The sequence below is a fragment of the Novosphingobium soli genome, assembly GCF_042432915.1.
GTDB lineage: Bacteria > Pseudomonadota > Alphaproteobacteria > Sphingomonadales > Sphingomonadaceae > Novosphingobium > Novosphingobium soli.
In genome coordinates this window covers 202,162-227,062 of sequence record NZ_JBHLWK010000001.1, presented here as the reverse complement: position 1 = coordinate 227,062, position 24,901 = coordinate 202,162, and the positions used below count along the sequence as shown (strand labels likewise).

Genomic DNA, 24,901 nt, shown 5'->3' with positions numbered 1-24,901 from the left:
AAGCCCTTCCGCAGCATAATCCTCCAGCCGCCCCTAAAGGGACGATCGACATGTTGTTATCGGCGGGCCCGTACTTCGGTACTTGTACGGCCCCGCCTGCATAACACCGGAGAATTAGATCACAGAATGATTGTTCCACTGATCGTCCGGAGAAAGATCCGGATTGAGGGTAAGGTAGCCAAGCGGATCTTCGACCGGAGCCACCGCGGCGATGTCCGTGCCCTCGTCGGGCGAGGTCGAACCGACCTCGGCGTCGAGGGGTGCCTCGCGGCTGTCGAGATAGCCCTCCAGCACGTCCTCGAGCGTGCCCTGGCCCTCGAACAGGTCGTACTCGAAGTAGCCGGTCGCGCGGGCCTCGGCACGGTCCTCCACCCGGAGTTCGAGGCTCTCGATCGGGATCGTGTCGAAGTCGAACGCCAGGGTAGTGGCCGCGAGCGGCACGGGCACTCCGGCGCCCGAGGGCTCTACCGTCACCTCCAGCGTACCCTGTGCGATCTCGCCGGTGGGATGGACCAGCTGGTAGCTGAACGTCTCCACTTGCGGCTCGTCGAAGTAGGGCACCTGCGGGAGCAGTGTGTAAGTGTAGCTGCCGTCTGCATCGAGCGTCAGCGTGCCGTAAGTGCCGTCCACCGTGGCCGCCGTCCCGGCCTCGACCTCGACGTAGCTGGAGGTGTCGGGATCGAAGACCTGCAGCTCGGTGAGGAGCGAGCCGGCCTCGTCGTTGTCGAGCAGATTGCCCGTCGCCGGAGTGGTGCCGTCGACGGTGAACTGGTCGAGGTAGGTTACATCCACATCGGTTGTAATGCTCACCACCGACAGTGCGCCGCCGAGAGTCGAACGGACCCGATAGGTGCCTTCGTCGAGATTGAGCGGCCCCAGATCGAGCGTGACGACCTCTCCCAGGGCGTTGAGCAAGACGGTGTAGTCGCGCTCCTCCACCGTCACCCAGCTCCCGGGCGCGACCTCTTCCTCGAGGAACAGGGTCCCGCTGGAGAGGAGCGCCACCGTGGCATCCACCGACACGGTGCCGGAGACAGCCATGTTGTCCTCGATGACGAAGCTGGACCCGATGTACTCGTTCTCGCCCAGGACGGCGCCCTGGAGCGTGCCGCCGCCGTCGAAGTAGCCGTCGTCCACCACGTTGGCGAACTCGACCTCGGCGGTGGCGGTGTCGTCCGCCACGTCCACCGCCGTGCCCTCGAGCGCGATGGTGAGCGTCGCGGTATCGGACGTCACGCCATCGCCCAGCGTATAGGTGAAGACCTCCGATTCGCCGACCGATGCGGGATCGCCGTTGGCCGTGTAGGTGTAGCTGCCGTCAGCCGCGATCACGAGGACGCCGTAAGCGCCCGCGATCGTGGCCGTGCCGCCGTCGGGCACCGTGACGACCGTGCCCTCCGCGTTCGTGACCTGGGTGACGGTGGCGCCGCCGCCCACATCGTCGGCCCCGGCGTCCGCCCCGCCGCCGATCACGTTGCCGGTCAGCGTCTCGTTGGCGAAGTCGTACTCGGTGACGGTGGCGGTGATCGAGGTGGATTGCAGGACCGTCAGCGTGTTGCTGAGGAGGTTGTCGGCGACCGCGTCAACCACGGTGTCCAGCAGCTCCGTCGCACCGACCGTCTCGAGGATGTCGCTCAGGATATCGACGAGGTCGCCGGCGCCGAGGTCGGTGCTGAGGTCGAGCGCGGTCTCCAGCAGGTCCCGGACGGTGGAGCCCAGCACCCCGCCGCCGAGCGCATCCTCGACGGTGTCGAGCACCAGGGTCTGGTTGTCCGGCCCGAGGACCACGCCGGCATCCCCCAGCTCCGCCAACGTGATGCCATCGCCGTTGGTGTCGAGCAGGCCTTCAAGCTCGCCCGCGTCGTTGCGCACGACCACCTGGTAGTCGCCCGGGGGCAGCCCCTCGACGATCGCGACCAGCGTGTTGTCGGACGTGAGGCCGAGCAATTCGAGGCCCGCGACATCGCCCAGCAGCGAGTCCTCCGTCACCGCCGAGTAGACGACGTTGCCATCGGCATCGACGATGTCGAGCCGGAAGGCGTCCGCCACGGCGACCAGCGCGGTCTGGCTGATCTCGATGCGGACCGATCCGGTGGTGTCCGGAGAGACGCTGACCGTGAGGCTGTTGTCGGCTCCGATGTCGCTTTCGGTGAGGCCCACGACCGTCACCGCCGTGTCGGTCACCGGCGGCTGGGTGGTGCTGGTCGGATCGCCCATGTCCAGCGTCGCGGCATCGTCCACGGCGACGGGGAAGGCGATCTCGATCGGACCCAGCGAGGTGGCGGTGCTGACGTTGCCGGCCAGGTCGATCTGGCGCACCTGGACATCGGCATAGACGCCCTCACCCAGCTCGAAGCTGGTCCCCGTGCCGGGGGTCCAGTTCACCCCGCCGTCGGTGCTGTACTCGAAGGTGGCGCCGGGCTCGAGATCGGCCACGACGATGGTGCCATCGCTCGTCACCCCATCGGTGCCAGAGGTTCCGGTGTCGGTGACAAGGTCGGCGTCGGGCGGCGCGACCGTGGCGTCGACCGTGACCGCGCCCAGCGAGGTCGCCGGGCCAGTGTTGCCCGCCGCNCCAGGTCGATCTGGCGCACCTGGACATCGGCATAGACGCCCTCACCCAGCTCGAAGCTGGTCCCCGTGCCGGGGGTCCAGTTCACCCCGCCGTCGGTGCTGTACTCGAAGGTGGCGCCGGGCTCGAGATCGGCCACGACGATGGTGCCATCGCTCGTCACCCCATCGGTGCCAGAGGTTCCGGTGTCGGTGACAAGGTCGGCGTCGGGCGGCGCGACCGTGGCGTCGACCGTGACCGCGCCCAGCGAGGTCGCCGGGCCAGTGTTGCCCGCCGCGTCGGTCTGGCGCACCTGCACGTCGGCGTAGGTGCCCGGGGCAAGGACGAAGCTGTCGCCCGCGCCGTCCTCCCAGGTGAGGCCGCCATCGGTGCTGTACTCGTAGGTGGCGCCGGGCTCGAGTCCGGTGACCTCGACCGTGCCGTCGTTGGTGACCTCGTCCGTGCCCGAGGCCCCGGTGTCATCGGCGAGCGCGACGGTCGGGGCAGCGGCCGCGGCGTCGACGGTGATCGCGCCCAGTGAGATGGGTGTGCTGACGTTGCCGGCCGTGTCGGTCTGGCGCACCTGCACGTCGGCGTAGGTGCCCGGGGCAAGGACGAAGCTGTCGCCCGCGCCCGGCAGCCAGTTCTGGCCACCGTCGACGCTGTACTCGTAGGTCGCGCCGGCATCGAGCCCGGTGATCTCTACCGTGCCGTTGCTGGTGACCTCGTCGGTGGCCGAGGCGCCGGTGTCCTCCTCCAGCGCGGCCGACGGCGTGCCCACGCTCAGGTCGACGGTGATCGGGCCGAGCGAAGTCGCATCGCCCTCGTTCCCGGCCGCGTCGACCTGGCGGACCTGAACATCGGTATAGGCGCCCTCGTCCAGCTCGAAGCTGGTTCCCGAGCCGTCCTCCCAGGTGAGCCCGCCATCCGTGCTGTACTCATACGTCGCGCCCGGCTCCAGGCCGCCGACGAGGATGGTGCCATCGTTGGTCACGCCATCCGTGCCCGAGACGCCGGTGTCGTTCTCCAGCTCGGCCGTCGGCTCCGCGGGCGGATCGACGTCGGCGTCTGCGTCGGCGTCGGCGTCGGCGTCGGCATCCGCATCCGCATCGGCATCCGCATCCGCGTCGGCATCTGCGTCAGCGTCCGCGTCCGCGTCCGCGTCAGCATCAGCGTCCGCGTCCGCGTCAGCATCGGCGTCAGCGTCCGCATCCGCATCCGCATCCGCGTCGGCGTCTGCATCCGCATCCGCATCCGCGTCGGCGTCTGCATCCGCATCCGCGTCTGCATCAGCGTCCGCGTCTGCATCCGCATCCGCGTCTGCATCAGCGTCCGCGTCTGCATCAGCATCAGCATCAGCATCAGCGTCAGCATCAGCGTCAGCATCGGCATCCGCGTCGGCGTCTGCATCAGCATCCGCGTCAGCGTCAGCGTCAGCATCCGCATCCGCATCGGCATCCGCATCCGCGTCTGCATCAGCGTCCGCGTCAGCGTCCGCATCTGCGTCCGCATCGGCGTCGGCGTCAGCATCAGCGTCAGCATCAGCATCCGCGTCGGCATCGGCATCGGCATCAGCGTCTGCATCCGCATCCGCATCCGCATCAGAGTCATCCGACCCACCGCTGCTCAATGCCGCGATCAGGCCGGCGCCGCCCAGCAGGCCGAGGGCCGGGAGAAGCAACCCCGCGCCTGCCCCCTCTCCTTCGCTCGCCACCGAGGATGCGGGCGCGAGGAGATCCTCGATCTTTCCGAGTTCGAAGTACTCGACGCCGCTGCTCGGGCGCGCGACCCACAGGCCGCCATCGGCTTCCTCCAGGACGACCTCGCTCTGGACGCTGGCAGCATCGGCGTAGAAGTCGACGATGCGGATGACCTCGCCGGACTTCAGCCGAACCAGAAGATCGTTCCCCTGCTGTTCGAAATTCGAGACGTCCGCGCGGTTAAGCTGCAGCTTCACCACGCTCGGGTTGTCTAGGTCGATCGCGTCGATGGCTACCGACCGCTTTTCGCCCGTCACCTTGTCAAAAATTTCGACAGCCATGCCACTCCCCTGTCTGAATCACGCCAAGCGCACTTACCTGCAACGGCGCGCACCCCGGCCGGAGACCTTCCGGACCGGACGCGGCATCGCACGCGATACTTCGGAAGATGCAACGCGCTCGGGCGCGCCTCGGCCGGGATCGTTCCGCTTCCGGAAGCAATTGTTCCTGCTCGACTAGCCCGCGCGTTCTGCCCCGGTCCCGGCCTCATCCTTCCGGACGTTCGCATGCACCGGCGGACGATAAGCGCTGGTGTCAGCGTCGAGGATCGGCCATCGTGCCGTTCCAGCCTGACAGGAGGTCGCGTGTACCGTCAGACGATGATAGCCTTGAGTCCACTGCTTGCCGCATGCCCCTCCGTCGCCTCGGCCGACACCCCCAGGGAACTGCTCACGACCGCCGCCTTCCAGACGACCGACAAGGGCCGGGCCCTGGCCTTGATCGGACAGGCGATCGCCGGATCCGAGAGGATCCTGACGACACGCCCGCGGGACCGGGAGGCGACGCTCCAACGCGCCATCGCCATCGGCTATCGCGGCAAGCTGACGCGCAGCCGGTCGGACGTGCGCGCCTCGCTGGAGCAGTTCGAGCGGCTCGCGGCCGAGGACGCGCGCGATCCCGAAGCCCAGATGGTCATCGCCGGCTGGCATCTCGGGGCGATAGACCAGCTCGGGAGCCTGCTGGCGCGCACCGCGCTGGGAGCCAAGGCGAAAGTGGGCGAGACCGCGCTCAACCGGGCGGTCACACTTGGTGGACACCGCGCCTTCTACCCGGGGATGGCCGCGCTGCTGCAGATCCGCAACGATCACGCCGACGTCGCACGCGCCCGGCGCTGGGCCGAAGCCGCCGCGGCCGCGCAGACCCCCTCCGTGCTGGACATGCAGATGAAGCGCGCAGCACTCGCCATCCTCCCCGCGCTTCAGGCAAACGACGGCAAGAAAGCCGCAATGCTCGCGCGCAAGCTGCTCCCTTTCGGCCGGCTGCCGGACTAGCGCCATGTGCTGAATGGCTCATGCGGTCCCGCCCCGCGACGGTGCCGGCAGCAAGCGCGCGCCGGCGCAGACCGATCATACCGAAGGCATGCTTGCGGCCATCCGCATGGTCAGCTCCGGATGTTACAAGGGCTTGCCGCAGGCCCTGTCTGGGCGCGAGAATTGCGGATCGGCCAGGAACGTCCGATCAGTAAGATCGTCCAGGAAGGCGAGCAGCAACCCCATGTCTCGCGCGGACAACCCCGCGCCCTTGCCATGTCGGCGAACGGCCAGTTCGAGCCGGCTGGCGCTGCCGTCGTGCCACCAAGGCCCGGTGATCGAGACATTGCGGAGCGAAGGCGTGCGAAAGCGCCCTATGTCGACCTGCTGTCCCGTATGCTCCGCCAGTCCGGGATCGCGACCACCGACCGCCTCGACACGGTGGTAGGCTGCGTCCGTGAAGTCCCGGCCCCCATGGCAGACGGCACAACCAACTCGGTCGAAGACGGCTTTGCCGCGCAGCGCATCGGCGGACAGCGCGGTCTCGTCCCCGGCCATGAAGCGATCGTTCGGGCTGTCGAACGCGACCATTGTCCGCTGGAACGCGGCCAGGGCAGCCGCGACGCCGGCAAGATCGATCCGGCCGCGGCCTTGGGGAAATGCCCGCCGGAACATGCGGCGATAGCAAGGGTTTGCGCCGAGCCGGCGGCCGATCTGTGCTTCCAGCCCTTTCATGCCCATCTCGACCGGCCTCTCGCCGACGAGCGGTATCAAGGCCTGCATTTCCAAGGTGGTGGCGGAAGGATCGGCGTAAGTCAGGCGCGGTAGCCATGCGACGTTGGCCAGCCCTGGCACGTTCCGGCGACCGGGATCGCCATGAACGCCCAGATGGGTGGCGTTGCCGTCGGCGAAACCGCGCTTCTGCTCGTGGCACCCGGCGCAGGCCAGGGTACCGTCGGCCGAGAGGTCAGCGTCGTAGAACAGCAGCCTCCCCAGTTCCACCCGGGCTTGCGACATGGGATTTTCGGGAGGGACCGGCGGCGGCGCGATGCCGCGTGGAAGCGACCACTGCCACGGCGGCGGGGCCGCCGCAGCGAACAGCGACAGCGCTGCAGCGGCCAAGAACACCTTCACGGCAAGCGTGTCACCAGCAGGCGAATGCTGTGCGAACCGTTGGCAGCGACCTGCAGCGCATAAGTGCCCGGCGACAGGTCGTAATCCACCATCTTGCGTATGCCCGAGCATTCCGGGCCGTGGCCATGCGCAACCGACACTGAGGCTCGGCCGTCCTTGACGACGTCGATCCACGCACCCGATCCCAGTGCCACGCGCCAAGTGCCGGCTTGGGTCACGGCGAAACGGGCGAGGCCGCCGTAGCTGACCGAACCGCCCGGCTTTTCGGGGCGCACGGGATAGGAGACCTTCGGCGTGGGCATCAAGGCCAGTGTGACGGCCTGATCCGGCTGCAACACTGCCCGCCTCAACGCTCCGGCCTTGCCGACCGCCGCCATCGGCACCGGTCTGGTCCACGCAGCCAGCGGCGGAGGCAGGGTCGCGGGGGCAGCGCAGTCCGGCGCAGCATCCGTCGGCGGCATGGGCGGCATGGGCGCCTGCGCAACGATAGGCGCACCCGCGAGCAATGCGACGACACCCAGCAGGCATGAGGGCAGAACGGGCTTGGGCATGGACGACTTCCCCCTGAGGAATAAAGCTATATACGGCGAGATATAGAGAATCGAACGGGCACAACAGGGGAAATTTCATGCGACGGCTTTTCACAGTTCTGCTCGGCAGTTGCGCCGTCATGCCGACAGCCTACGCGCAGGAGGCGGCGCCCGAGCTCAGCGACCGTTTCTCGCTCGGCCAAATCACCGTGACCGCGCCGCCCGCAGACGGCATCGCCATCGACAGCTCCACGCTGTCGTCCGAAGCGATCTATACGTTTGGGCGCACTGCCCTGGACGATGCCGTCAACCTCATGCCGGGCGTGTCGGCGGGCAACAGCGGCGGCACTCGCAACGAACGCCTCGTCTTCGTGCGTGGATTCGACCGGTTTCAGGTGCCGCTCTCGATCGACGGAATCCGCGTCTACCTGCCTGCCGACAACCGTCTCGATTATGGCCGCTTCCTGACCACCGATATCGCCGAAGTGCAGGTGGCCAAGGGCTATGCCTCGGTACTCGACGGGCCCGGCGCGATGGGCGGCGCCATCAACCTCGTCACGCGCAAGCCGACGAAGGCGCTGGACATCGACTTGCGTGGGGCGGTGAACTTCGACAACGACGCCGACTACGCCGGCTATAACGTGTCCGGCGCGATCGGCACTCGGCATGAGCGCTGGTATGCGCAAGCCGGTTATGCCCGCAGCTTCACCGACCACTGGGACCTGCCGAACGACTTCATGCCGCGCGTTCCCGCGCTGGAAGACGGCGGCGCGCGCGACTTTTCGCGGACCGAGGACTGGCGTGTCAACGCGAAGGTCGGCTTCACACCGAACGCGACGGACGAATACGCCCTGAGCTATACCTATCAGGAAGGCTCGAAAGGCGCGCCGCTGCACATCAGCGACCTGGTGACGACGCCCCGCTTCTGGAACTGGCCGGAATGGAACATCACCAGCGTCTATTTCCTGTCCTCGACGGCATTGGGTGACCGCGCCACGCTCAAGACGCGCGCCTACTACAACCAGTTCGATTCCATCCTGCGCTCGTTCGACGACCGGACGCTTGCGACCCAGAGCCGCCCCTACGCATTCGATTCCCCGTACGAGGACCGTGCCTGGGGTGGGTCGGCTCAGCTCGATTTCGCAGCGAGCGAGGCCGACACGCTCCGCCTGGCCTTCCATTACCGCCACGACAAGCACGTGGAATCCCAGACCAGTTTCTCGACCGCAGGCGTGCCGAGCACGGAGCCGCGCCAGACGCAGACCGAAGACACCTTCTCGGCCGCGCTGGAGAATGAGCTGCAGCTATCCTCCAGGCTCAGCTTCACGGTCGGCGGCAGCTACGACTGGCGCAACCTGATCCTGGCGGAGGACTATGGCTCCCCCCTCGGCACGTCCGGCACGCCATCGGTGATCTACAATTACCCTCGCCGCGACGCAGACACTTGGAACCTGCAGGGCCGGCTCGACTGGCGCGGCGACGATGGGCTGGACCTGCACGCCAGCCTGTCGTCGCGCGCGCGTTTCCCGACCATCTTCGAACGGTTCAGCCAGCGCTTCAACTCGGCCATTCCCAATCCCGATCTGAAAAGCGAGCGGGCCACCAATGCCGAGATCGGTGGCAGCTGGACTCGCGGCACGGTGCGCGTGGAAGGCGCGCTGTTCTACAGCTGGATCGACGTCGCCATCTTCGGAGTGCCGGTCGCGGGCTACCCTTGCACCGCATCGACGACGCCGCCCGCCGTCTCGACGCCCGGATGCGCCGTGCGCAACATGACGCAGAGCCGCAATGTCGGCAAAGGCGAGTACTACGGCGTGGAACTGTCCGTGTCCGCCACGATCCTGCCGGGGCTGGATGCAGGCTTCAACTACACGGGCATCCAGCGAAAGCTGGATTACGATGCCAACCCGCTGTTCCACCCGACGGGCGTTCCGACGCACAAGGCGTTCACCTATCTGGACTGGGCTCCCACCGAGCGCCTCCACATCATCCCCAGCATGGATGTGGCATCGAACCGCTGGACGCTGTTTACCGCCCTGCCGGCCACGGCACCTCAGGCCTACTACCGCACCGGAGCCTACCTGAACGCGGGCCTGCGGGTCGATTACGCGATCATTGATAGCATCGAGCTCGGTGTGGGTGGCCGCAATCTGTTCGACGACGACTACACGTTGACCGACGGCTTCCCGGAAGCGGGTCGCACACTGTTCGCCAGCATCCGCGCGAAATACTGAGGCGACCAGCCCTGACGACTCGCAGCGCATCGCCGCCGGAAAAAGGTGGAGAGCTGCGCTCCGGCCCACCCGCCCCGCTTCCTGCTGAGCCTGCCGAAGCATGGAACCTCGCGCTCACGCCTCAGGGCTTCGACAGGCTCAGGCTGGGTGGTGTGGAAAGGTCGGATGTGGGTGGTTATCGACGCGAAGCGCTGCTCGCTATTCGGACCAAATTGCGTTTCACATCTGTCTGACGCCATATGCAGATATCGCCGTGAACCAGATCGTGGAAAGCCAAAAGTAGCTTTCCGTCCATATCGAAGTCCTTGGCTAGACGTCGAAAACAAGCAGTGGAACGTAGGGTGCGAGACCGATTAACATCACTCGATTGCCGTAACCGAGAGACCCGGTCTCGTTCGATCTATACCGTATTACAGACAGTAAGCGCATTGATGGCTCCAGATTGAGCCCATACTACCGGCACTATGTATGACGGCAACGGGACGCAAGCCGCCGCGCAAGTTCTCCACTTGCTATAGGGGCGGACTTCTCTGGAGAGCAGGCGAGCGCGAGACATGGCGAGGGTTCAGGTCACCTCGCGGCCGGCGACGAGCGCGGCCATGGCGGCGTGGCCGTCCGCAGTCATGCCCGCTACCACGCCGGACCGATTTGCTGGCGGCTGGTTCTGGCTGACCTTCCACTTGCCTTCCAGCCGCTCGACCGGGATCTCCACCCCGACGATGCCCTTCAGCTGGCCGGCCAGGTAGGCTTCAGGTGCATCCTCGAGCGACCACGGCTGCTCACGATCCTGTTCCTGCGATCGGGTGAGATGATCGACCTGGCGGCGCAGCCAATCGGCTTCGTCGATCACCGCCGCGCAGCCCCGCGCCTGCACGACCATGTAGTTCCAGGTCGGAACCACTTTGCCGTGCTCCTGCTTGGAGGGATACCAGGAGGGCGACACATAGGCGGCGGGACCCTGGAAGATCACGAGCACTTCCGATCCGAGGCGCAGCTCCGCGACCTGCGGATTCGCCCGGGCCAGGTGCGCCCGCAGGCAGGCGCCGCCATCCTCAAGCTCGACGAGGGTGAACGGAACCAGGTTCGCCGTCAGCCCGGCGGCGCCATGGGTCACCAGCGTCGCCAGCGGATGGGCCCGGATCGCCGCGTGCAGGACCTCGCTCCGTTCTTCGGCGAATACGGATGGACAATACACCTTTTCCTGCCTCCACGAACCTGAGGCTCGACTGAGCGCATGTTCGCTGCAGAAATCAAGCTCGGCCAGCAACGGGGCCGCGAGGGAGAACCGTTGACGATAAAGCGATCAGGCTCGCGCGCCGCAGAGATCGCGCAAGGCCTTGCCGCAGAACGCCAGGCCAGCGCTGGCCCCGGGCCCGCTCAACGGCTTCCCGCGAGCGCCCCCGCTTCGAGCACGGGCGCCGTGGCGCCCTGGGGACTTGCGCAATCGGCGAAGAGCAGCGGTTCGGGCGCCGGCGGCATCGGGCGCCTGCTCAAGGCTTCGGCAATGAACCCCAGAGACCAGGCCAAGTGCATCGTCAGCGCCGCCGGGCCGGACACGGCGGCGCAGAGCGATCTCCCGCGCCAGCCCAGCCACAGCCCGCCGAGCAGCGATGCGCCCAGCCACAAGATCATCGGAACGGCGAACAGCAGCGCCTCGCCCCACCATGGCGCAAAGGCCAAGCCGGCGCCGCCCGCCAGCGACGCGGGAACGACCGCCAGCGGCAGCATCTGCCGCAGGCGAACTGGCGCCGGGTGGCGCTTGAGGTTGCGGGCCCGGCCACGACCGTACGCGCGATACTGGCGGAACAGGGCCGTGGCCCCGCTCCGGGGGAAGTAGGTGATCGCAGCGCGCGGCTCAAGCCAGATGCGCCCTCCTGCTGCGATGAGCCTGCGATCCAGCTCTGCATCCTCGTTCGCCGTAAAGGCCTCGTCGTAGCCGCCCACGGCCATGAACAAGGACAGGTCGAAAAGCGCATGATGCCCATGCTCCACCCAGGCACCGTCCCCGACATGGCGGTGGGGCGCCCCGCCCGTGCCCAGCAGCGTGTTCTGCGCCGCCGCCACTCCCCTTTGAAAGCACCGCGATCCGGACGTGACCATCGGAACGACCACCGAGGTCGCGCCGGTCTCCAGCGCGGAACGGCACAACCGGTCGATGAAGCTGCGCGGGTAGCGGGCGTGGGCATCCAGCCGCACCATCCATCTTCGGCCGCGTCCGAAGCGCCGGGTTGCCAGGTTCACCGCGGCGCTCTGGATCCGGCGCGGATTGTCGAGCAGGACGATCTGCGGATGCAGCCGCGCCATTTCGGAGACAATCGCGCGGCTGCGGTCCGTGCTGCCCCCGTCCGCCACCACCACCAGCGCTCCGCGCGCATCCGCCGCCAGCCACGACAGCAATTCGGGCAGGTGCGCCTCCTCGTTCAGGCAAGGCACGACGGCAAGCACGTCGTCCGCCACCCGATCAGCCATGACCGCACCCGACGATGGCGCTGGCGATGGCGCACCTCTCGTCCCGCGTTTGGTAGAGCGCGGCCTGCGGCAGCTCTGCGATCGCCTGCCGCAGGGCCGCGTGCCGACCGCCAGCCAGTGCCGCAAGCCGGACGGGAAGCTCGGCCAGCGGATCCTGGACCAGCAGCCCGACGCCGCGTCGATGCAGCCAGCGCCCAGTCTCGACGCTGCGAAGGGCTATGGGCACGGCGCCGTGGGCCAGCCCTTCGTACAAGCGATTGGGCAGCAGCCATGCGGAGTTGAGGCCCTCCTCGAAGTAATCGATGGCCCAGACGAAATCGACCAGGGCATAGAGACGCGGCAGGTCCTCGGGCCCGTAGGGGCCGAGATAGCGGAGGCCGGGACGGCGAGACACCTCGTCCGCAAAGTCTGCAAATTCCGCCGGGCTGGGACGCCCAGCGATCACCACCTGGATTCGTCCTGCTGAGCCAGCGGCGAGCGCGGCAAGCTGCTCCAGAGACTTCCTGCACCGCAACATGCCGAACCAGCCGATCGTACAGGCGCCGTCCGGCTGGCGATCGGGCCGACTTCGAGGCTTTTGCCCTGGCCTGTGCGGCAGCTTGTTCTCGACGAGCAGCACGCCATCGCGCCTTCCCTGCCGCTGCGCAAAGTAGTCCTGCGCGAAGGCGGGCGAGCTGACGATGACGAGATCCGTGCCGGATAGCAGCCGTCGCTCTATCCAGCGCATCGCGCGCGACTTGCGCCCGCATCCCAGCATGAGGCGATGGATGTCGAGGCATTCGTACACGAGGCGTTGCCCCGGCTGGCGAACGCGCCAGGCCAGGATCAGCATCTCCAGGTTGCGCGCGACGATGGCACCAGCCCCGGCACACAGCTTGCGTAGGCTGCACGGGAACATCAGCAGCAAGCCGATCGACGCCGCCCGCTGCAGCAGGCGAGCGTCCCGCGTGCGCCCGAGATCCACCGCGGAGAATGTTTCGACCCGCGCAGATCGCTCCTCCTGTCTGCGGAAGCCGCCCAGCTTCACCGCCATGCCCTCCTCCCGCATCAGTTCCAGCCGCCTGCACACCGCGGCATCGTTCAGATCGTGCACCAGATAGGCGACGAACGGTCGGTCCTTTTCATCCAAACTCATTTGAAAACCCCGCCGATCACTCACTATCGGATTGAACTCTGATTTGCTCCGCGTCGCGGCTTGGGCAGTATACCTAAATGGTCATGCGCAAGTTTATTGCTGCGTTCTTTACGCATCTTGTTTGAACTCTCGCAAAGCTGATCTCATCCTTTTCGGAGCAATGACTTGAGCAACAGGACGCACGAGACGCAGGCTGACGAGATTTCGGTCACATCGTCGCGGAGGTTACTTCCAGACCCGCTGGAATTGACTGCAGCTCTGTGGCGGCGGCGGTGGGTGTTCACGCTTGCCTTCGTGGCGACGCTGACGGCCGCGCTTGCCACGCTCGCCATGCTTCCACGCACTTACACGGCGACCAGCGCCCTCCTGCTGGAGCCCCGCCAAGCCGAACCGGTCAAGGTGAACGACCGCGGCTTCGTTGCCCCGGCGGACGACAACCTCATCGATACGGCCGTACAGATCATCCGCTCTCCCAACCTCGTCCTCGACGTGGTCCGCAGTCTTCGTCTCGACCGCTCGGCCGAGTTCGGTGGCAGTCCCGACGCCCCCGGGGCCGTGGGCGCGAAAAGCCTCGGCAGCGCATCGGCCTCCGCCGCGGAGCGCCGCGCCGCAGGGGCCCTGCTCGCCCGCACTTCGGTGCGGCGCGTGGGCGTGACCTACCTGGTCGAAATTTCCGTTTCCTCCGCCGATGCCGAGCTCGCCGCGCGCATCGCCAATTCCCTGGCCCGCCGCTACATCGCTCTCGACGGGGCCAAGAAGCAGACCCGCAACGCACAAGCCGCCCGCTACGTGGAAAGCCAGGCGGCGATGCTGCGCAGGCAGGCGGTGGCAGACGACGCAGCCCTGCAGCGCTACATGATCCGCCACAACCTGATGAGCGCCGAAGGGGCCACCATGGCGGAGCAGGAGGTCTCCGAACTGAACCGCCAGATCGCCGACGCACAGGCCCAGGTCGCCGAGCAGCGCGGCAAATTGAACGCTGCCCAGGCGCAGATCGCCCGCGGCGGCGGAGGCGCCGACATCAGCGCTGCCCTGGCATCGGAAACGGTGCGACAGCTGCGCCAGCAGGAAGCACAGGCCAGCGCCAGCCTGGCGCAACGCGATGCCCGCTACGGCAGCCGCCACCCGGATGTGATCCAGGCGCGCGACGAGCTGGCGGACATCCGCGTGCAACTCGGAGCGGAACTGTCGCGCATAGTCTCCGGCCTGCGTGCCGACGTCCAGGTGGCGGAATCGCGATTGGCGTCGCTGCTGGCAAGCCGCGGGCGTGCAAAGGGCTCGCTGGTGCAGAACAGCTCCGCGCAAGTGGGGCGGCTTGAACTGGAGCGCCGGGCAGAGGCCAGCAGGGCGATCTACAACGCCTATCTCACGCGCGCGAAGGAGACAGCGCAGGCGGGGGAACTTCCCAATGCCGATGCCGCCATCGCATCCCTCGCACGGGTGCCGACCGCGCCGTCCTCGCCGCGCTACATGGCCGCTGCGGCCGCCAGCATCGCCCTGGCCATCCTGGTCGGCGGGCTGGCGGCGGGGATAGCCGAATACACCGACAGCACGATCGCCACTCGCGCCGACGTGGAAGGAGGCCTGCAAGCCGTCTACGCCGGGGCCATCCCGACGCTGAGTTCCGCAAGCCGAGCACGCACGATCGCGGGGTCGATGGCGCCGCAGGACTACGTCGTGGCGCGCCCCATGTCCCTGTTCACCGAGAGCTTTCGCAATCTCGCGACCTATCTCGGGCTGTCCGCCCTCGATCGGCCGCGCGTCGTCGCGATAACCTCGCCCCTGCCGCGCGAAGGCAAGTCCACGACCTCCATGTGTCTGGCCCGTTCGCTGGCGACCGGCCGATGCAGGGTGGTGCTCGTCGACGGCGACACGCGCCACCGATCGGCGAGCAATGCGTTTCTTGCAGGTGAAGCGCGCGAAGGACTGCCGTCGGTCCTGGACGGCACACTTCGGCTCGACCAAGCCTTGGTGAAGGACCCGCACACCGCGCTGCAGGTTCTTCCAACCACGCCCCCCTCCTGCCCCTCCGCCACTATCACGGAGGACTCCCTGTGCGCCCTGCTCACCGCCTTGAAGCAGCGCTTCGATGTCGTCATCCTCGACTGCCCGCCGGTGCTTGGGATCGCCGAAGCACGCATTCTGGCTCGACTGGCGGACACGACCCTGGTGGTCGCCCATTGGCGCCGAACTCCGATGAAGGCCATGCGCACCGCGATCGATCTGCTGGTCCAGAATGGCTGCAAGATCGGTGGTGTCGCCCTGACGCGCGTCAACATCCGGGAATACGCGAGCGCCGGTCTCACCGATGCTTTCGGCTACTACAAGAAGTTCAAAGGCTACTATGTCGATTGAGGCCGCGCGGGCGAACGATCTTCGCCACGGCATCGCAATGCCGTTTCTCGCGCTCGCCAGGATGATCGGGCCGGCAGGCCGCAGGGCAGCCTCTGCTCCGGCGAGTGCAAGCGAGGCTGCAAAGCCCGCCACACAAGGCCACGTCCTGTTTGTCAGCCGCCAGCGGATCATCGGCCGCACGAATGGCAGCAGCGCATACCTGCTGGACCTGGCCGCTGCTGTGCGGCGCGCCGGATTCACGCCGCACCTGATCCAACCCTCTCCGGATCTCATGGGCCGTTGGCCTGTAATGCGCCTGCGCCCGGAGATGAAGGCCTTCGAAACGCATCGAATTCGAGGTGTAGCGCGCCTCGGGTCATGGGTCGTGACGAAGGATCCGGGTGTCTGCACAGATGCGCTTCGCGGCCTGGCGGTGCGAGCAATAGCTCGCCTGGGACTGGAATGGCGCTGGCTTGCCGACAGGCCGCGACCCTATGCCATCGCTTCGGCCTGGACCGCAGACGATCATGAGTTCGTGTGCAGCAGAGCCATGCCGGAGGCAGGCATCGTCATCGCGGACTACGCCTTCCAGGCAGAGGCATTCGACAGCCTGCCGGGCCGGCGAACCGCCATCATCATGCACGACCTGTTCCACAGCCGCAGTGCCGGTGCGAACGGGCGGGATTCCGTGGTCCAGCTCGATCGTAGCTCGGAGATCGCGCTGCTGTCCCGCGCAGAGGCGGTGATCGCGATCCAGGCTGACGAAGCGCACTTCGTGGCGGACCACGTCCCCGGTACGCGGCCCATCCTGGCGCCGATGGCGGTCGCGCCCGTGAGGGAACCGCAGCCGGGTGAGAGCCGCCGGCTTCTCTTCGTAGGGAGCAACACCGCCCCCAACGTGGTCGGCCTGAAATGGCTGTTCGAAGCGGTCTGGCCTCGGCTCCAGGCAAGGACATCGGGCTGCAGGCTCGACGTGGTCGGATCGGTGGCGGCGGGCTTCACGGGCTCCGTGCCCGCGGGCGTTGCCTTCCACGGCCTGGTCGACGACCTCTCCCCCTTCTACACGCGCGCGGGCGTCGTCGTCTCGCCGCTCACTTTCGGCTCAGGGTTGAAGATCAAGCTGGTCGAGGCTCTGGCGCACGGCAAGCCCGTCGTTGCCACAAGCGTGACGTTGCAGGGTGTGGAAGCGCAATGCGCCCAGGCCGTACTCTGCGCCGATGACCCGGCCCTGTTCGCGGACGCCATCCTCAGCCTCGATGAGCCAGAGCGCCGAAATGAACTCGGGATTGCCGCCTTGCGTGCGGCGCGCGAACATTTCTCTCCAGAGGTGTGTCACGCGCAATTCGTCGCATGGCTTTCCGAACGACCCCATGATGGCGCCGCAACCTGTCGGGTAGCCCCTTGAGCTTGACAGCGCCGCGCGTGGGGGTGGCGGTGCCGCTCGCTTGGTCGACCCTGTCGAGCCTTGGCACCCAGGCGCTGTCTTTCCTTACCTTCGCGATCCTGGCGCGCTTGCTCGGCGCCTCTGCATTCGGCCTCGTCGCCTTGGCCGCGCTCGTGGTCGACCTGCTGCAGGCGGCCAGCAATGCCGGGATCAGCGAAGCGGTGGTCCAGCGGCCCAGCCTGACGGAGAAGGATGCCGACACTGCATTCTGGTTAAACCTGGGCTCCGGCGTGGTTTTCTGCGCCCTTACCGTGGCGCTCGCGCCCACCATCGCGGGGTTGTTCGACCACCAGGAGCTGACGCCGCTCATCATGGTCCTTGCCGGCATCTTCGTGATTACCCCGCTCGGGGCCATCCATACCGCCAGAATGGCACGGAGCCTGACGTTCAGGGCCATCGCAGGGCGCAATCTCGCTGCCGCGCTCGCCGGTACCGCCGTCGGCATACCGCTTGCCTTGGGGGGGTACGGCGCGTGGGCACTGGTCGGTCAGCGGATCGCCACCGCGCTTATTCTCGCCGCCAGCGGCTGGGCTTGCCTGCGCTGGATTCCGCGGTGCCAATTCGATCGCGTTGCCGCCGCGCAGATGCTGCGCTTCGGTTCGTGGATCGGGGTCGCCGGAACGCTGAACCAGATCAACATACGAAGCGCCGAGATCATCTCCGGCGGGCTGCTGGGCCCCCTGCCGGTCGCCTTCATCCGTGCCGGCTCGCGCATCGTGGAGGTGCTGAACCAGGTCACCTACATGCCTTTCCAGCAGATCGCGGTGCCCGTTCTGGCCCGCAGCGCCGATGATCTCGCGGTGCTCCGCGACACATTCCAGCGCCTCAGCCGCCTTTCGGCCTTTGTCATGTTCCCCGCCTTCCTCGGCACCCTGGCGCTCGCCGGTCCGATCGTGCAACTGGTGCTGGGGCGCGGCTGGGAGGCCGTTGCCGACGCAGTGCGCATCTTCGGCTGTGCGGTGGTCGCGTCGCAAATGAACAACCTGATGGTAGCGACGATCACGGCCTGCGGTGCGTCCCGAAGGGTGCTTTCCTGGACCACGGCGCAGATTGCCCTGGGCCTGCTCGCCGCTGTCGCCGCAGCCCCGTGGGGGTGGCAGGCCATGCTGATGACCGGCGTTGCCAGGGGCTACCTGATCCTTCCCTATGGACTGCACCTGCTGAAGAGACACGCGGGCATTGGCGCACGCGAGGTGCTCGCAAGCTTGCGCCCGGCTTTGACAAGTGGGTTGTCGATGGCTGCCATCGTCCTGGCCGGCGTGTTTGCGACCGAGCCGCACCTGCCATCCATCCTCGTGGTCGGCATCTGGCTGCCGATCGGCGTGTTGAGCTATCTCTGCGCTTACCTCTGGCAGGATCCCGACCTCATCCGCCAGGTCTGTGCTCTGCTACCTTGGCGCAGGACCGCTTCCGCACCTGTGGCGAGAGCCTCTCCTGAGCGCTGAGAAAAATCCGCTCGGCGCCCAGTCTTAGAGCGGGCATTGCTCGGGCGCAGCGGCCATCCCCTGCCCCAGCAGCGTCCCGCCTTGCCTAGGTCATCAGCCTCCCGAGGCGAATACCATGGTGCCGCCGACGCCATGCTGCGGGTTGAACAACGATACGCTCATGCCCCCTCGATGCGGCTCCTCGACGACACATGCGCTTCCTCCGAGGTGCAGCGCCTCCGGGGACAAACTGGGGAGAAGGCCGCGCCAGCGTTGTAACACCTCGTCGTATGGACCAGTCCTATGTCTCACGCGTCTCCAGGAACGAGACTGTGTAGCATCTTGGCTTTTCCGAAGCCAAATCTCCAAGTCACATAGACTCCGGGGCCTTCCAGCCGTTCAGCGACGAAACCGCATCGTGCGCGCCGATATGCACGCCGCCGGTCAGGGCGATACGGACTTCCGCGGCTTCACGGGCCCGCCAACACTTTGATAGCCCGCTTGGCCCTTTGGAGGGGCGTCGGTCGGCGGAGAAGCCAGAGGTCGGCGATGTCGGAAGCGCGCCCACGGGTCTCCGCGAAGAACTGGTGGAGATCGGCGAAAATGCTCTCGAGCCGTGTTGCGACGTTGTCATCAGAATAGCGCTGGAACCACTCCGGTTGCGGAGCTTCCGGTGATCCTTCGGCGACAGCCCTGAGCACTGCCTCCACGTCCCACTCCCGCGAATGGACGCGGATCTTTCGGCAGTTGAATCCGGGGTCCAGGTAGTCAGCAAGGGCATCGTTCACGCTGGAGAAGACCGTGCAGCCGTGGGCGAGCGCTTCAAGAGGTGGCAAACCGAAGCCTTCGGTCGCACCCACGTCGATCCAGTGCTCGATGGAGTCGTAGAGGTAGACCTTCGCGCGCCGGAACCAGAGCGACAGATCATCCACCCACCCGTCCAGGACGGTGACGCGACAGCGCTGCTCAAGCGCCGGAACCAGTTCATCGAGCAGGTACCCTGACGACTTGCGCCGCTGCACGAGCACATCGACGTCTCGGCGCTGCGGCTGCTCGGCAGGCGCCGTCTCCACGATGTTGGGCGTATATGCGATGTACGAATTCGGCGCATGCCGCCCCCAGAATCCCAGTGTATGTCGGCTGACACACAGGATCGGCACTTCGGGCGGTAGCGTGATCTTCCAACCTGTGCTGTGGGCGAAGTAGACGACGTCCCTTCCGTTGAGCGCCTGAAGAAGCATCGCGACGTCAGGGCCCCAGTGGATCACGAAAATGGGCGAGTCGGCCGGCGAGACCGTCTCGGCCCCGCGCTCCAGGACGTCGGACAGGTGCAACTGGCCGGCTGCTCTCTCACCGTAGTACGCGAGCGACGTGGGGGCGAAGCGGCTGCACGCGCGCGCGAAGCGGGCTTGCGCCGAATTGCCTCCGGCTGTCATCGAATGATCCGGGAAGAGAAAGATCAGCGGGCGCATCGCGTCCTCGAGATGGTCACGGCAGCGTCGCCGCCCGGGGGATCGGCATGCCCTCGAGAAAGGCGCTGGGATCTCGGAGGATCGGCCAAGCCGTCTACCAAGGCATTCAGGTGATCGGTAACACTCTCGTGTTCGGCCAACCTGCTTCCGTCGCGGACGGCGGACGGGGAAGGAAGCCTCTTGACGAACGCCTCTGACAGCGCACGCGCCGTCAGCTTGCGAGCGCCCGGGTGCCCAGCCACGAGTTGCAACGCGTCCAGCAGTCGCCCTGCCTTGATCGCCGACAGCGCCTCCAACTGAAGGAGGGCGCCCTGAAGATTGTAGCGCCGATCTTCCAACAGGGCCCGCAGCCCTGCTTCGCCCGTCAGCACGCGGTAGCGATCGGTTGCCTCGATGAGCCCTTCGAGGTCGTCGCGCGTGAGCCGGTGTGACGTCGAGTTCGGATGGCGGCGGTAGAAGTACGTCGGCTGCGGAAGATAGGCATACGATCCTCCGGCCATCATGACGCGCAAGGCCAGGTCGAAATCCTCCCCGATGCGAAGGCGTTCATCGTAACGGATGCCTTGCCTTGCCAGAAACCCGAGATCGAGCAGAGGCTTCAGATAGCCAAGGGAGATATCCTGCCCAATGTCGCCTCTGCGGATGAATTCCCTTGCGGTGACCGGGCGCTCGCTGATCCAGGGTGGGGCATCGGCGAAGATCCGCGTTCGCACACGCCGATCACGCTGCGCGAATTCGACCATGTTGGTGGCGCAGACCTCCGCCCCGTGCCTCTTCTGGCCGTGGAGCAATCCTTCCACGTGACGCGGGTGCAGGATGTCATCGCTGTCCAATATGAGAGCGTATCGGCCGCGGGCTGCCTGAAGACTGGCATTCCGGACAGCGCTGAGCCCCCTTTGCGGCCCCGGGCGGAGGTGAACCCGATCGTCCTCCGAAACATGGCGACGGACGATGTCCCGGGTGGCGTCGCCGGAGCCATCGTCGACGACAATCAGTTCGAAGTCGCTGACGGTTTGCGCACGCGCCGACCGGATCGCCTCATCGATGAATGCGTCTGCATTTCGCGCCACCATCAGGATCGATACAAGCGGTAGGGACATGCAGCCTCGACAGGATCGCGAAACGCGCCAAGCTTTGCGCAACGTCGCGATGCTAACCCGGGTCAAGTGAGCTGCGCACTGCAACGACGTCCGTTTTCGAGGCAGTTGCGCTCAGCCGCGACCGGACCCGCCCCATCTACCTCGACAGGAAGGCCCCGATCGGTCCTCTTGGCCTATCCTTCTGAAGCCTTGAGTTCCTCTGCATCCGCTGCGACAGGTGGCCGCGATGACCGAGCGACCGTGCTCTCCGACACGGCGCAACGGGCACGAGCGAGGGAACTGGATGTGGAAGCGATGAAGCACGAAGACGCGGCGGACCTGCCCTACTTACGCAAGGTGGTCGGCGCCTCCATGGCGGGCACGGTGGTCGAGTGGTACGAGTTCTTCCTCTACGGGACCGCCGCGACGCTGATCTTCGGCAAGCTCTTCTTCCCCGAAACCGGCGACGAGCTGGACGGGATCATCGCCGCCTTCGCGACGTATGCGGTCGGCTTCATCGCGCGTCCTCTGGGCGGTGTCGTATTCGGCCACATCGGCGACCGCCTGGGGCGCAAGTCGCTGCTTCAATTCAGCCTGGTGCTGATAGGTTGCTCCACCTTCCTCATGGGCTGCCTCCCCACTTTCGGCGCGATCGGGTACTGGGCGCCCGGTCTCCTGGTGGCGCTACGGTTCATCCAGGGCTTTGCGTTGGGAGGTGAATGGGGCGGCGCGGTGCTGCTGGTTGCGGAACACAGCCCCAAGCGGAGCCGCGCCTTCTGGGGGAGCTTTCCGCAAGCCGGAGTTCCCCTTGGCAACCTGCTTGCGACCGTCGTGCTTCTGGTTCTTTCCGCAGTCTTGTCGGACGCGCAATTCCTGTCCTGGGGATGGCGCATCGGCTTCTGGCTCTCCGCCGCAATCGTCGGCATCGGCTATTACATCCGCACCCAGGTCGCAGATTCGCCGATCTTCGAGGCCGCGAAGGCGGAGGCGGAAGAGCGCGCCGACCAGGGATACGGGCTGATCGAAGTGTTCCGGCGCTACCCTCGGGGCGTATTCACGGCAATGGGGCTGCGCGTGGGAGAGAACATCCTCTACTACATGGTGGTCACGTTCTCGATCACCTACCTCGCGCACATCGGCGTGGACACGACCCGAATTCTCGCGCTGCTGTTCTGCGCGCACATCCTCCACGTGGTCCTCATCCCCCTGTTCGGGGCGGCCGCCGACAAGATCGGTCGCAAGCCCGTCTATATGCTGGGAGCCCTGCTGACGATGGCCTGGCCGTTCGTGGCGTTTCCGATGTTCGACAGCGCGCACACGGGCGTGGTCCTGGGCGGCATCTTCATCGGCATGTTCGTACACGCGCTCATGTACGCGCCACAGCCGGCGATCATGGCGGAAATGTTCCCGACCCGGATGCGCTACTCGGGCGTATCGCTCGGCTACCAGGTCACCGCCATCTTCGCCGGTTCCTGGGCACCGCTTATCGGCACCACGCTTCTGCGCGAATACGGCGATTGGAAGCCCATCGCGGTATACGTGCTCGTGGCCGGTGCCATCAGCTTTGCCTCAGCGGTGATGCTCAGGGAGAGCAAAGGCGTATCCCTGCTGGCCATCGACCGGGAGGACGAAGCGCGGCTCAGGAACGCCTCGGCCTGAGACGGGCGAGCGGATGCGCCGCGCAACGGGAAAGCAGCCGAACCCGAGCGCCGCAAAAAGCATGATGGTGGGTGCGATGAGCCCGGCGGGCCGGATAGGCTCGACGGGCGACTTGCTGAACTGCAGCGCGAGGTAGCTCAACCAGAAGCAGGTTGCGAGCGACGGCGTCAGGACGAACCTGCGCATGAGCGCCAGGGTTCCCCCGATCCAGCACGCCACCATGATCGAGAGACCGATCCAGCCGGTCTCGACCAGGGTCTGTATGTAGCTGTTGTGGAAGGAATAGCCGGTCGCCTCCTGACGCACGTTGAAGTGACGCCAGAAGCCAATCGCGTCCGGGTTGCCCGGAGTCCAGAAGCCGAAGTATCCGGTTCCCAGCCATGGTCGTTCCGCGATGATGAAGTCCGCGCGATACCAAAGGTATCCTCGACCGGTGAGGCCAGCGTCCTTTCCGGAGAGTTCCTGGATCGAAGTGAGCAGGGTTTGGAAAGACACGGCCCCGAGCACCAGCAGTCCGAGCACCGCCAGGACCGCGACCAGCTTGAGCGTGGGGGATCGATGCCGGAGCACCAGCAGCGCCACGAGCAGCCCGCCCGCCAGCCCCAGCGCTGCCACCGCCCCGGCGGAATGAGCCCTGACCGTTGCGATCGCACAGGCGACCGCGACCCCGGCGCTGGAGAGCGCTGCCAGGATCGCGCGCCGCTCCAGGCCCATCGCCATCGTCGCCACGGCCAGCAGGAACGCGGTTCCGGCCGTGTCTGCGAAGAAGTTCTTCGCCTCTCCCCCCATCCCGTAGAGCGCGAGGGCTCCGGAGTGGCCATCCGGGTGAACGTTGTCGGCCAGCAGCGACGCCAGCGTGTAGGTCGCATAGGCGACGAAGAGCCCGGTCAGGACCGCTCGCGGTCGCGCGGCTTGCGAAAGTACCAGCCCGGCGAAGGCCGTGAGAATCATCTGCACGGCGGCTCGCAAGGTCACGGCCGGGTAGATCGTCCAGGCCACCGAAAGCAGTGCGAAGGCCGGGTATGCAAGCTGCGACCAGCCGCGCGCCAGAGCGTCGCGGGCCTGGCCGCGGCGGACCAGGACGTAGAGTCCCGTCAGCAGCAAGCAGCCGAGCGCGCCCGGCATGCCCAGGTTGGCGGGGAGGCGGCAAGCCACGATCGAGGCGGCGAAGGCACCGTCCTGTACGCTGCGGTTCGAGAGAGCCGCCGTCAGCTGACTCTGCGGCAGCGGGCGCGCGGCTGGACGGGGCTTCACCGTGCATGCTCCGCCGCGGGCGTGTTTCGGAGCCGAGCCTGCCACATGGGCGTCGCTGGTATCTGCCGCGTCAAGCGTTCGAGCGGCCGCTCCACGGCAAGGTGAACCAGGAGGCCCACAGCGATGGCACAGGCGATCGCGGCAACGATCAACGCGGGTGCGGTGGCGGGGGAGAGCAGCCCCGATCGGATCGAGGCGATCGCCCAGGCCTGCGTGACGAAGGGATGCGTCAGGTAGAGGGCATAGCTCGCATTTCCAAGGACCAACGCTGGCTGCCAGTGCATGCGCAGCCCTCCTTTTTCCGCCACGAGCGCGGCTAGCACGGCGAGGCAAGCGGGCGGCAGCGAGACTGGCCACCCTCCCGGCAGGGGCCATCGTGCCACGAGGACGAGGATCGATAGGGCGATGATGCCGACGATCGCCGCCCCTCGCGCCATTGCTGCCGAGGCAGGCAGGTGTGGATAGAGCCAGCCGATCGCCATGCCACCGGCGAACTCCAGGAGCAGCGGCTGGCTGAGGAAGCGCAGCTCGGCCGGTAGCGCCGTTCCCATGACGGCACCAAGCCCGACCACGCCTGCCAGCATCAGGACTCCTGCGAGGACACCGCGGTTGCGGTCCTTGAGAGTCAGCGTTGCCGCAAAGAGGGCATAGAACGCCATTTCGAGGTTCAGCGACCAGCCCACGAAGAGCATGGGACGCATCGTGCCGTCCATGCGCTGGTAGGGAACGAAGGCCAGCGACCGCAGAAAGTCGGGCCAGCTTGCCGCCGTCGTCCCTAGCAGGCCCGGCGATGCAAGTGCCAGCGCAAAGACGCCCAGCGTGAGCAGCCAGTAGAGGGGGGCGATGCGCAGCAGCCGGTTCAGCAGGAACCGGCCCGGGGAAAGCGGGTGACGGCGCGTGGCATGCACCATGATGAACCCGCTGATGACGAAGAACAGATCGACGCCGACTGCGAAAAGATCGAATATCTCGCTCTGCAGACCGAGAGGACGACCGAGTGCCTCAAGATGGACGACGACGACGAGCAATGCTGCCGTCGCACGCAAGACCTGTATGTTGAGCAGCATGCGCCGAACGCCTCGAAGCCGAGGTACTGGATTGTACCCCGGCTTCGATACATGCCCCGGATTGATGGGTCGACCGCACCACCGGAAAGACTGCTTCGTTTCGGA

At 66.6% G+C, this 24,901-nt stretch carries 17 protein-coding genes; 6 read left to right on the top strand and 11 right to left on the bottom strand.

Annotated features, from left to right (window positions below; translation table 11 throughout):
* Positions 1-114: 114 nt before the first annotated feature.
* Positions 115-2,460: a BapA/Bap/LapF family large adhesin gene (locus ACFFJC_RS00880; RefSeq protein ID WP_379485686.1), complete on the bottom strand. Its 2,346-nt coding sequence runs from the start codon at positions 2,458-2,460 to the stop codon at positions 115-117.
* The gene (locus tag ACFFJC_RS00875; RefSeq protein WP_379485685.1) at positions 2,457-4,592 is read right to left on the bottom strand and encodes a BapA/Bap/LapF family prefix-like domain-containing protein; all 2,136 of its coding nucleotides are present in this window, start codon (positions 4,590-4,592) and stop codon (positions 2,457-2,459) included. Before ACFFJC_RS00875 ends, ACFFJC_RS00880 begins: the two co-directional genes overlap by 4 nt.
* A gap of 318 nt (positions 4,593-4,910) precedes the next feature.
* Between ACFFJC_RS00875 and ACFFJC_RS00870 the strand changes: the two genes are divergently transcribed.
* Positions 4,911-5,582 carry a hypothetical protein gene (locus ACFFJC_RS00870; protein ID WP_379485713.1) on the top strand — a complete coding sequence of 224 codons (672 nt, stop codon included), beginning with the start codon at positions 4,911-4,913 and terminating at the stop codon, positions 5,580-5,582.
* Positions 5,583-5,705: 123 nt separating this feature from the next.
* On the opposite strand, the gene ACFFJC_RS00865 is transcribed toward ACFFJC_RS00870, so the two are convergent.
* Together ACFFJC_RS00865 and ACFFJC_RS00860 are read right to left on the bottom strand one after the other, a co-directional pair.
* The gene (locus tag ACFFJC_RS00865; protein WP_379485684.1) at positions 5,706-6,695 is read right to left on the bottom strand and encodes a cytochrome-c peroxidase; all 990 of its coding nucleotides are present in this window, start codon (positions 6,693-6,695) and stop codon (positions 5,706-5,708) included.
* The gene (locus ACFFJC_RS00860; protein WP_379485683.1) at positions 6,692-7,246 is read right to left on the bottom strand and encodes a hypothetical protein; all 555 of its coding nucleotides are present in this window, start codon (positions 7,244-7,246) and stop codon (positions 6,692-6,694) included. The genes ACFFJC_RS00865 and ACFFJC_RS00860 overlap by 4 nt, the downstream gene beginning before the upstream one ends.
* A 119-nt stretch (positions 7,247-7,365) precedes the next feature.
* Here ACFFJC_RS00860 and ACFFJC_RS00855 point away from each other — a divergent pair, with 119 nt between their 5' ends.
* Positions 7,366-9,459 (top strand): TonB-dependent receptor plug domain-containing protein, encoded by a 2,094-nt coding sequence (locus tag ACFFJC_RS00855; RefSeq protein WP_379485682.1) that lies wholly within the window; start codon positions 7,366-7,368, stop codon positions 9,457-9,459.
* Positions 9,460-10,024: 565 nt separating this feature from the next.
* Here ACFFJC_RS00855 and ACFFJC_RS00850 read toward each other — a convergent pair.
* The 3 genes from ACFFJC_RS00850 to ACFFJC_RS00840 form a co-directional block, all read right to left on the bottom strand.
* Positions 10,025-10,726 carry an FMN-binding negative transcriptional regulator gene (locus ACFFJC_RS00850; RefSeq protein ID WP_379485681.1) on the bottom strand — a complete coding sequence of 234 codons (702 nt, stop codon included), beginning with the start codon at positions 10,724-10,726 and terminating at the stop codon, positions 10,025-10,027.
* A gap of 110 nt (positions 10,727-10,836) precedes the next feature.
* Complete coding sequence (locus tag ACFFJC_RS00845) at positions 10,837-11,928, bottom strand: glycosyltransferase family 2 protein (RefSeq protein WP_379485680.1); 1,092 nt, start codon at positions 11,926-11,928, stop codon at positions 10,837-10,839.
* Positions 11,921-13,063 (bottom strand): glycosyltransferase, encoded by a 1,143-nt coding sequence (locus tag ACFFJC_RS00840; protein WP_379485679.1) that lies wholly within the window; start codon positions 13,061-13,063, stop codon positions 11,921-11,923. The genes ACFFJC_RS00845 and ACFFJC_RS00840 overlap by 8 nt, the downstream gene beginning before the upstream one ends.
* A 165-nt stretch (positions 13,064-13,228) precedes the next feature.
* Between ACFFJC_RS00840 and ACFFJC_RS00835 the strand changes: the two genes are divergently transcribed.
* Genes ACFFJC_RS00835 through ACFFJC_RS00825 form a run of 3 tightly spaced genes read left to right on the top strand, consistent with a single transcriptional unit; the run spans position 13,229 to position 18,286 of the window.
* Positions 13,229-15,418, top strand: coding sequence for a GumC family protein (locus ACFFJC_RS00835; RefSeq protein ID WP_379485678.1), 2,190 nt, complete (start codon positions 13,229-13,231; stop codon positions 15,416-15,418).
* Positions 15,408-16,802, top strand: coding sequence for a glycosyltransferase (locus ACFFJC_RS00830; protein WP_379485677.1), 1,395 nt, complete (start codon positions 15,408-15,410; stop codon positions 16,800-16,802). The genes ACFFJC_RS00835 and ACFFJC_RS00830 overlap by 11 nt, the downstream gene beginning before the upstream one ends.
* A gap of 23 nt (positions 16,803-16,825) precedes the next feature.
* On the top strand, positions 16,826-18,286 hold the full coding sequence (locus ACFFJC_RS00825; RefSeq protein WP_379485676.1) for a lipopolysaccharide biosynthesis protein: 1,461 nt from the start codon (positions 16,826-16,828) through the stop codon (positions 18,284-18,286).
* Positions 18,287-18,735: 449 nt separating this feature from the next.
* Here ACFFJC_RS00825 and ACFFJC_RS00820 read toward each other — a convergent pair whose 3' ends face one another.
* Entirely contained in the window at positions 18,736-19,737 is a 1,002-nt protein-coding gene (locus ACFFJC_RS00820) for a hypothetical protein (protein WP_379485675.1), read from the bottom strand.
* A complete protein-coding gene (locus ACFFJC_RS00815) occupies positions 19,725-20,837 on the bottom strand; it encodes a glycosyltransferase family 2 protein (protein ID WP_379485674.1) in 1,113 nt (370 codons plus the stop codon). The genes ACFFJC_RS00820 and ACFFJC_RS00815 overlap by 13 nt, the downstream gene beginning before the upstream one ends.
* Positions 20,838-21,077: 240 nt before the next feature.
* Here ACFFJC_RS00815 and ACFFJC_RS00810 point away from each other — a divergent pair, with 240 nt between their 5' ends.
* Entirely contained in the window at positions 21,078-22,475 is a 1,398-nt protein-coding gene (locus tag ACFFJC_RS00810; RefSeq protein WP_379485673.1) for an MFS transporter, read from the top strand.
* Here the strand turns inward: ACFFJC_RS00810 and ACFFJC_RS00805 are convergent.
* On the bottom strand, positions 22,386-23,729 hold the full coding sequence (locus tag ACFFJC_RS00805; protein WP_379485672.1) for an O-antigen ligase family protein: 1,344 nt from the start codon (positions 23,727-23,729) through the stop codon (positions 22,386-22,388). The genes ACFFJC_RS00810 and ACFFJC_RS00805 overlap by 90 nt on opposite strands.
* Positions 23,726-24,796 carry an acyltransferase family protein gene (locus tag ACFFJC_RS00800; protein WP_379485671.1) on the bottom strand — a complete coding sequence of 357 codons (1,071 nt, stop codon included), beginning with the start codon at positions 24,794-24,796 and terminating at the stop codon, positions 23,726-23,728. Before ACFFJC_RS00800 ends, ACFFJC_RS00805 begins: the two co-directional genes overlap by 4 nt.
* Positions 24,797-24,901 lie beyond the last annotated feature (105 nt).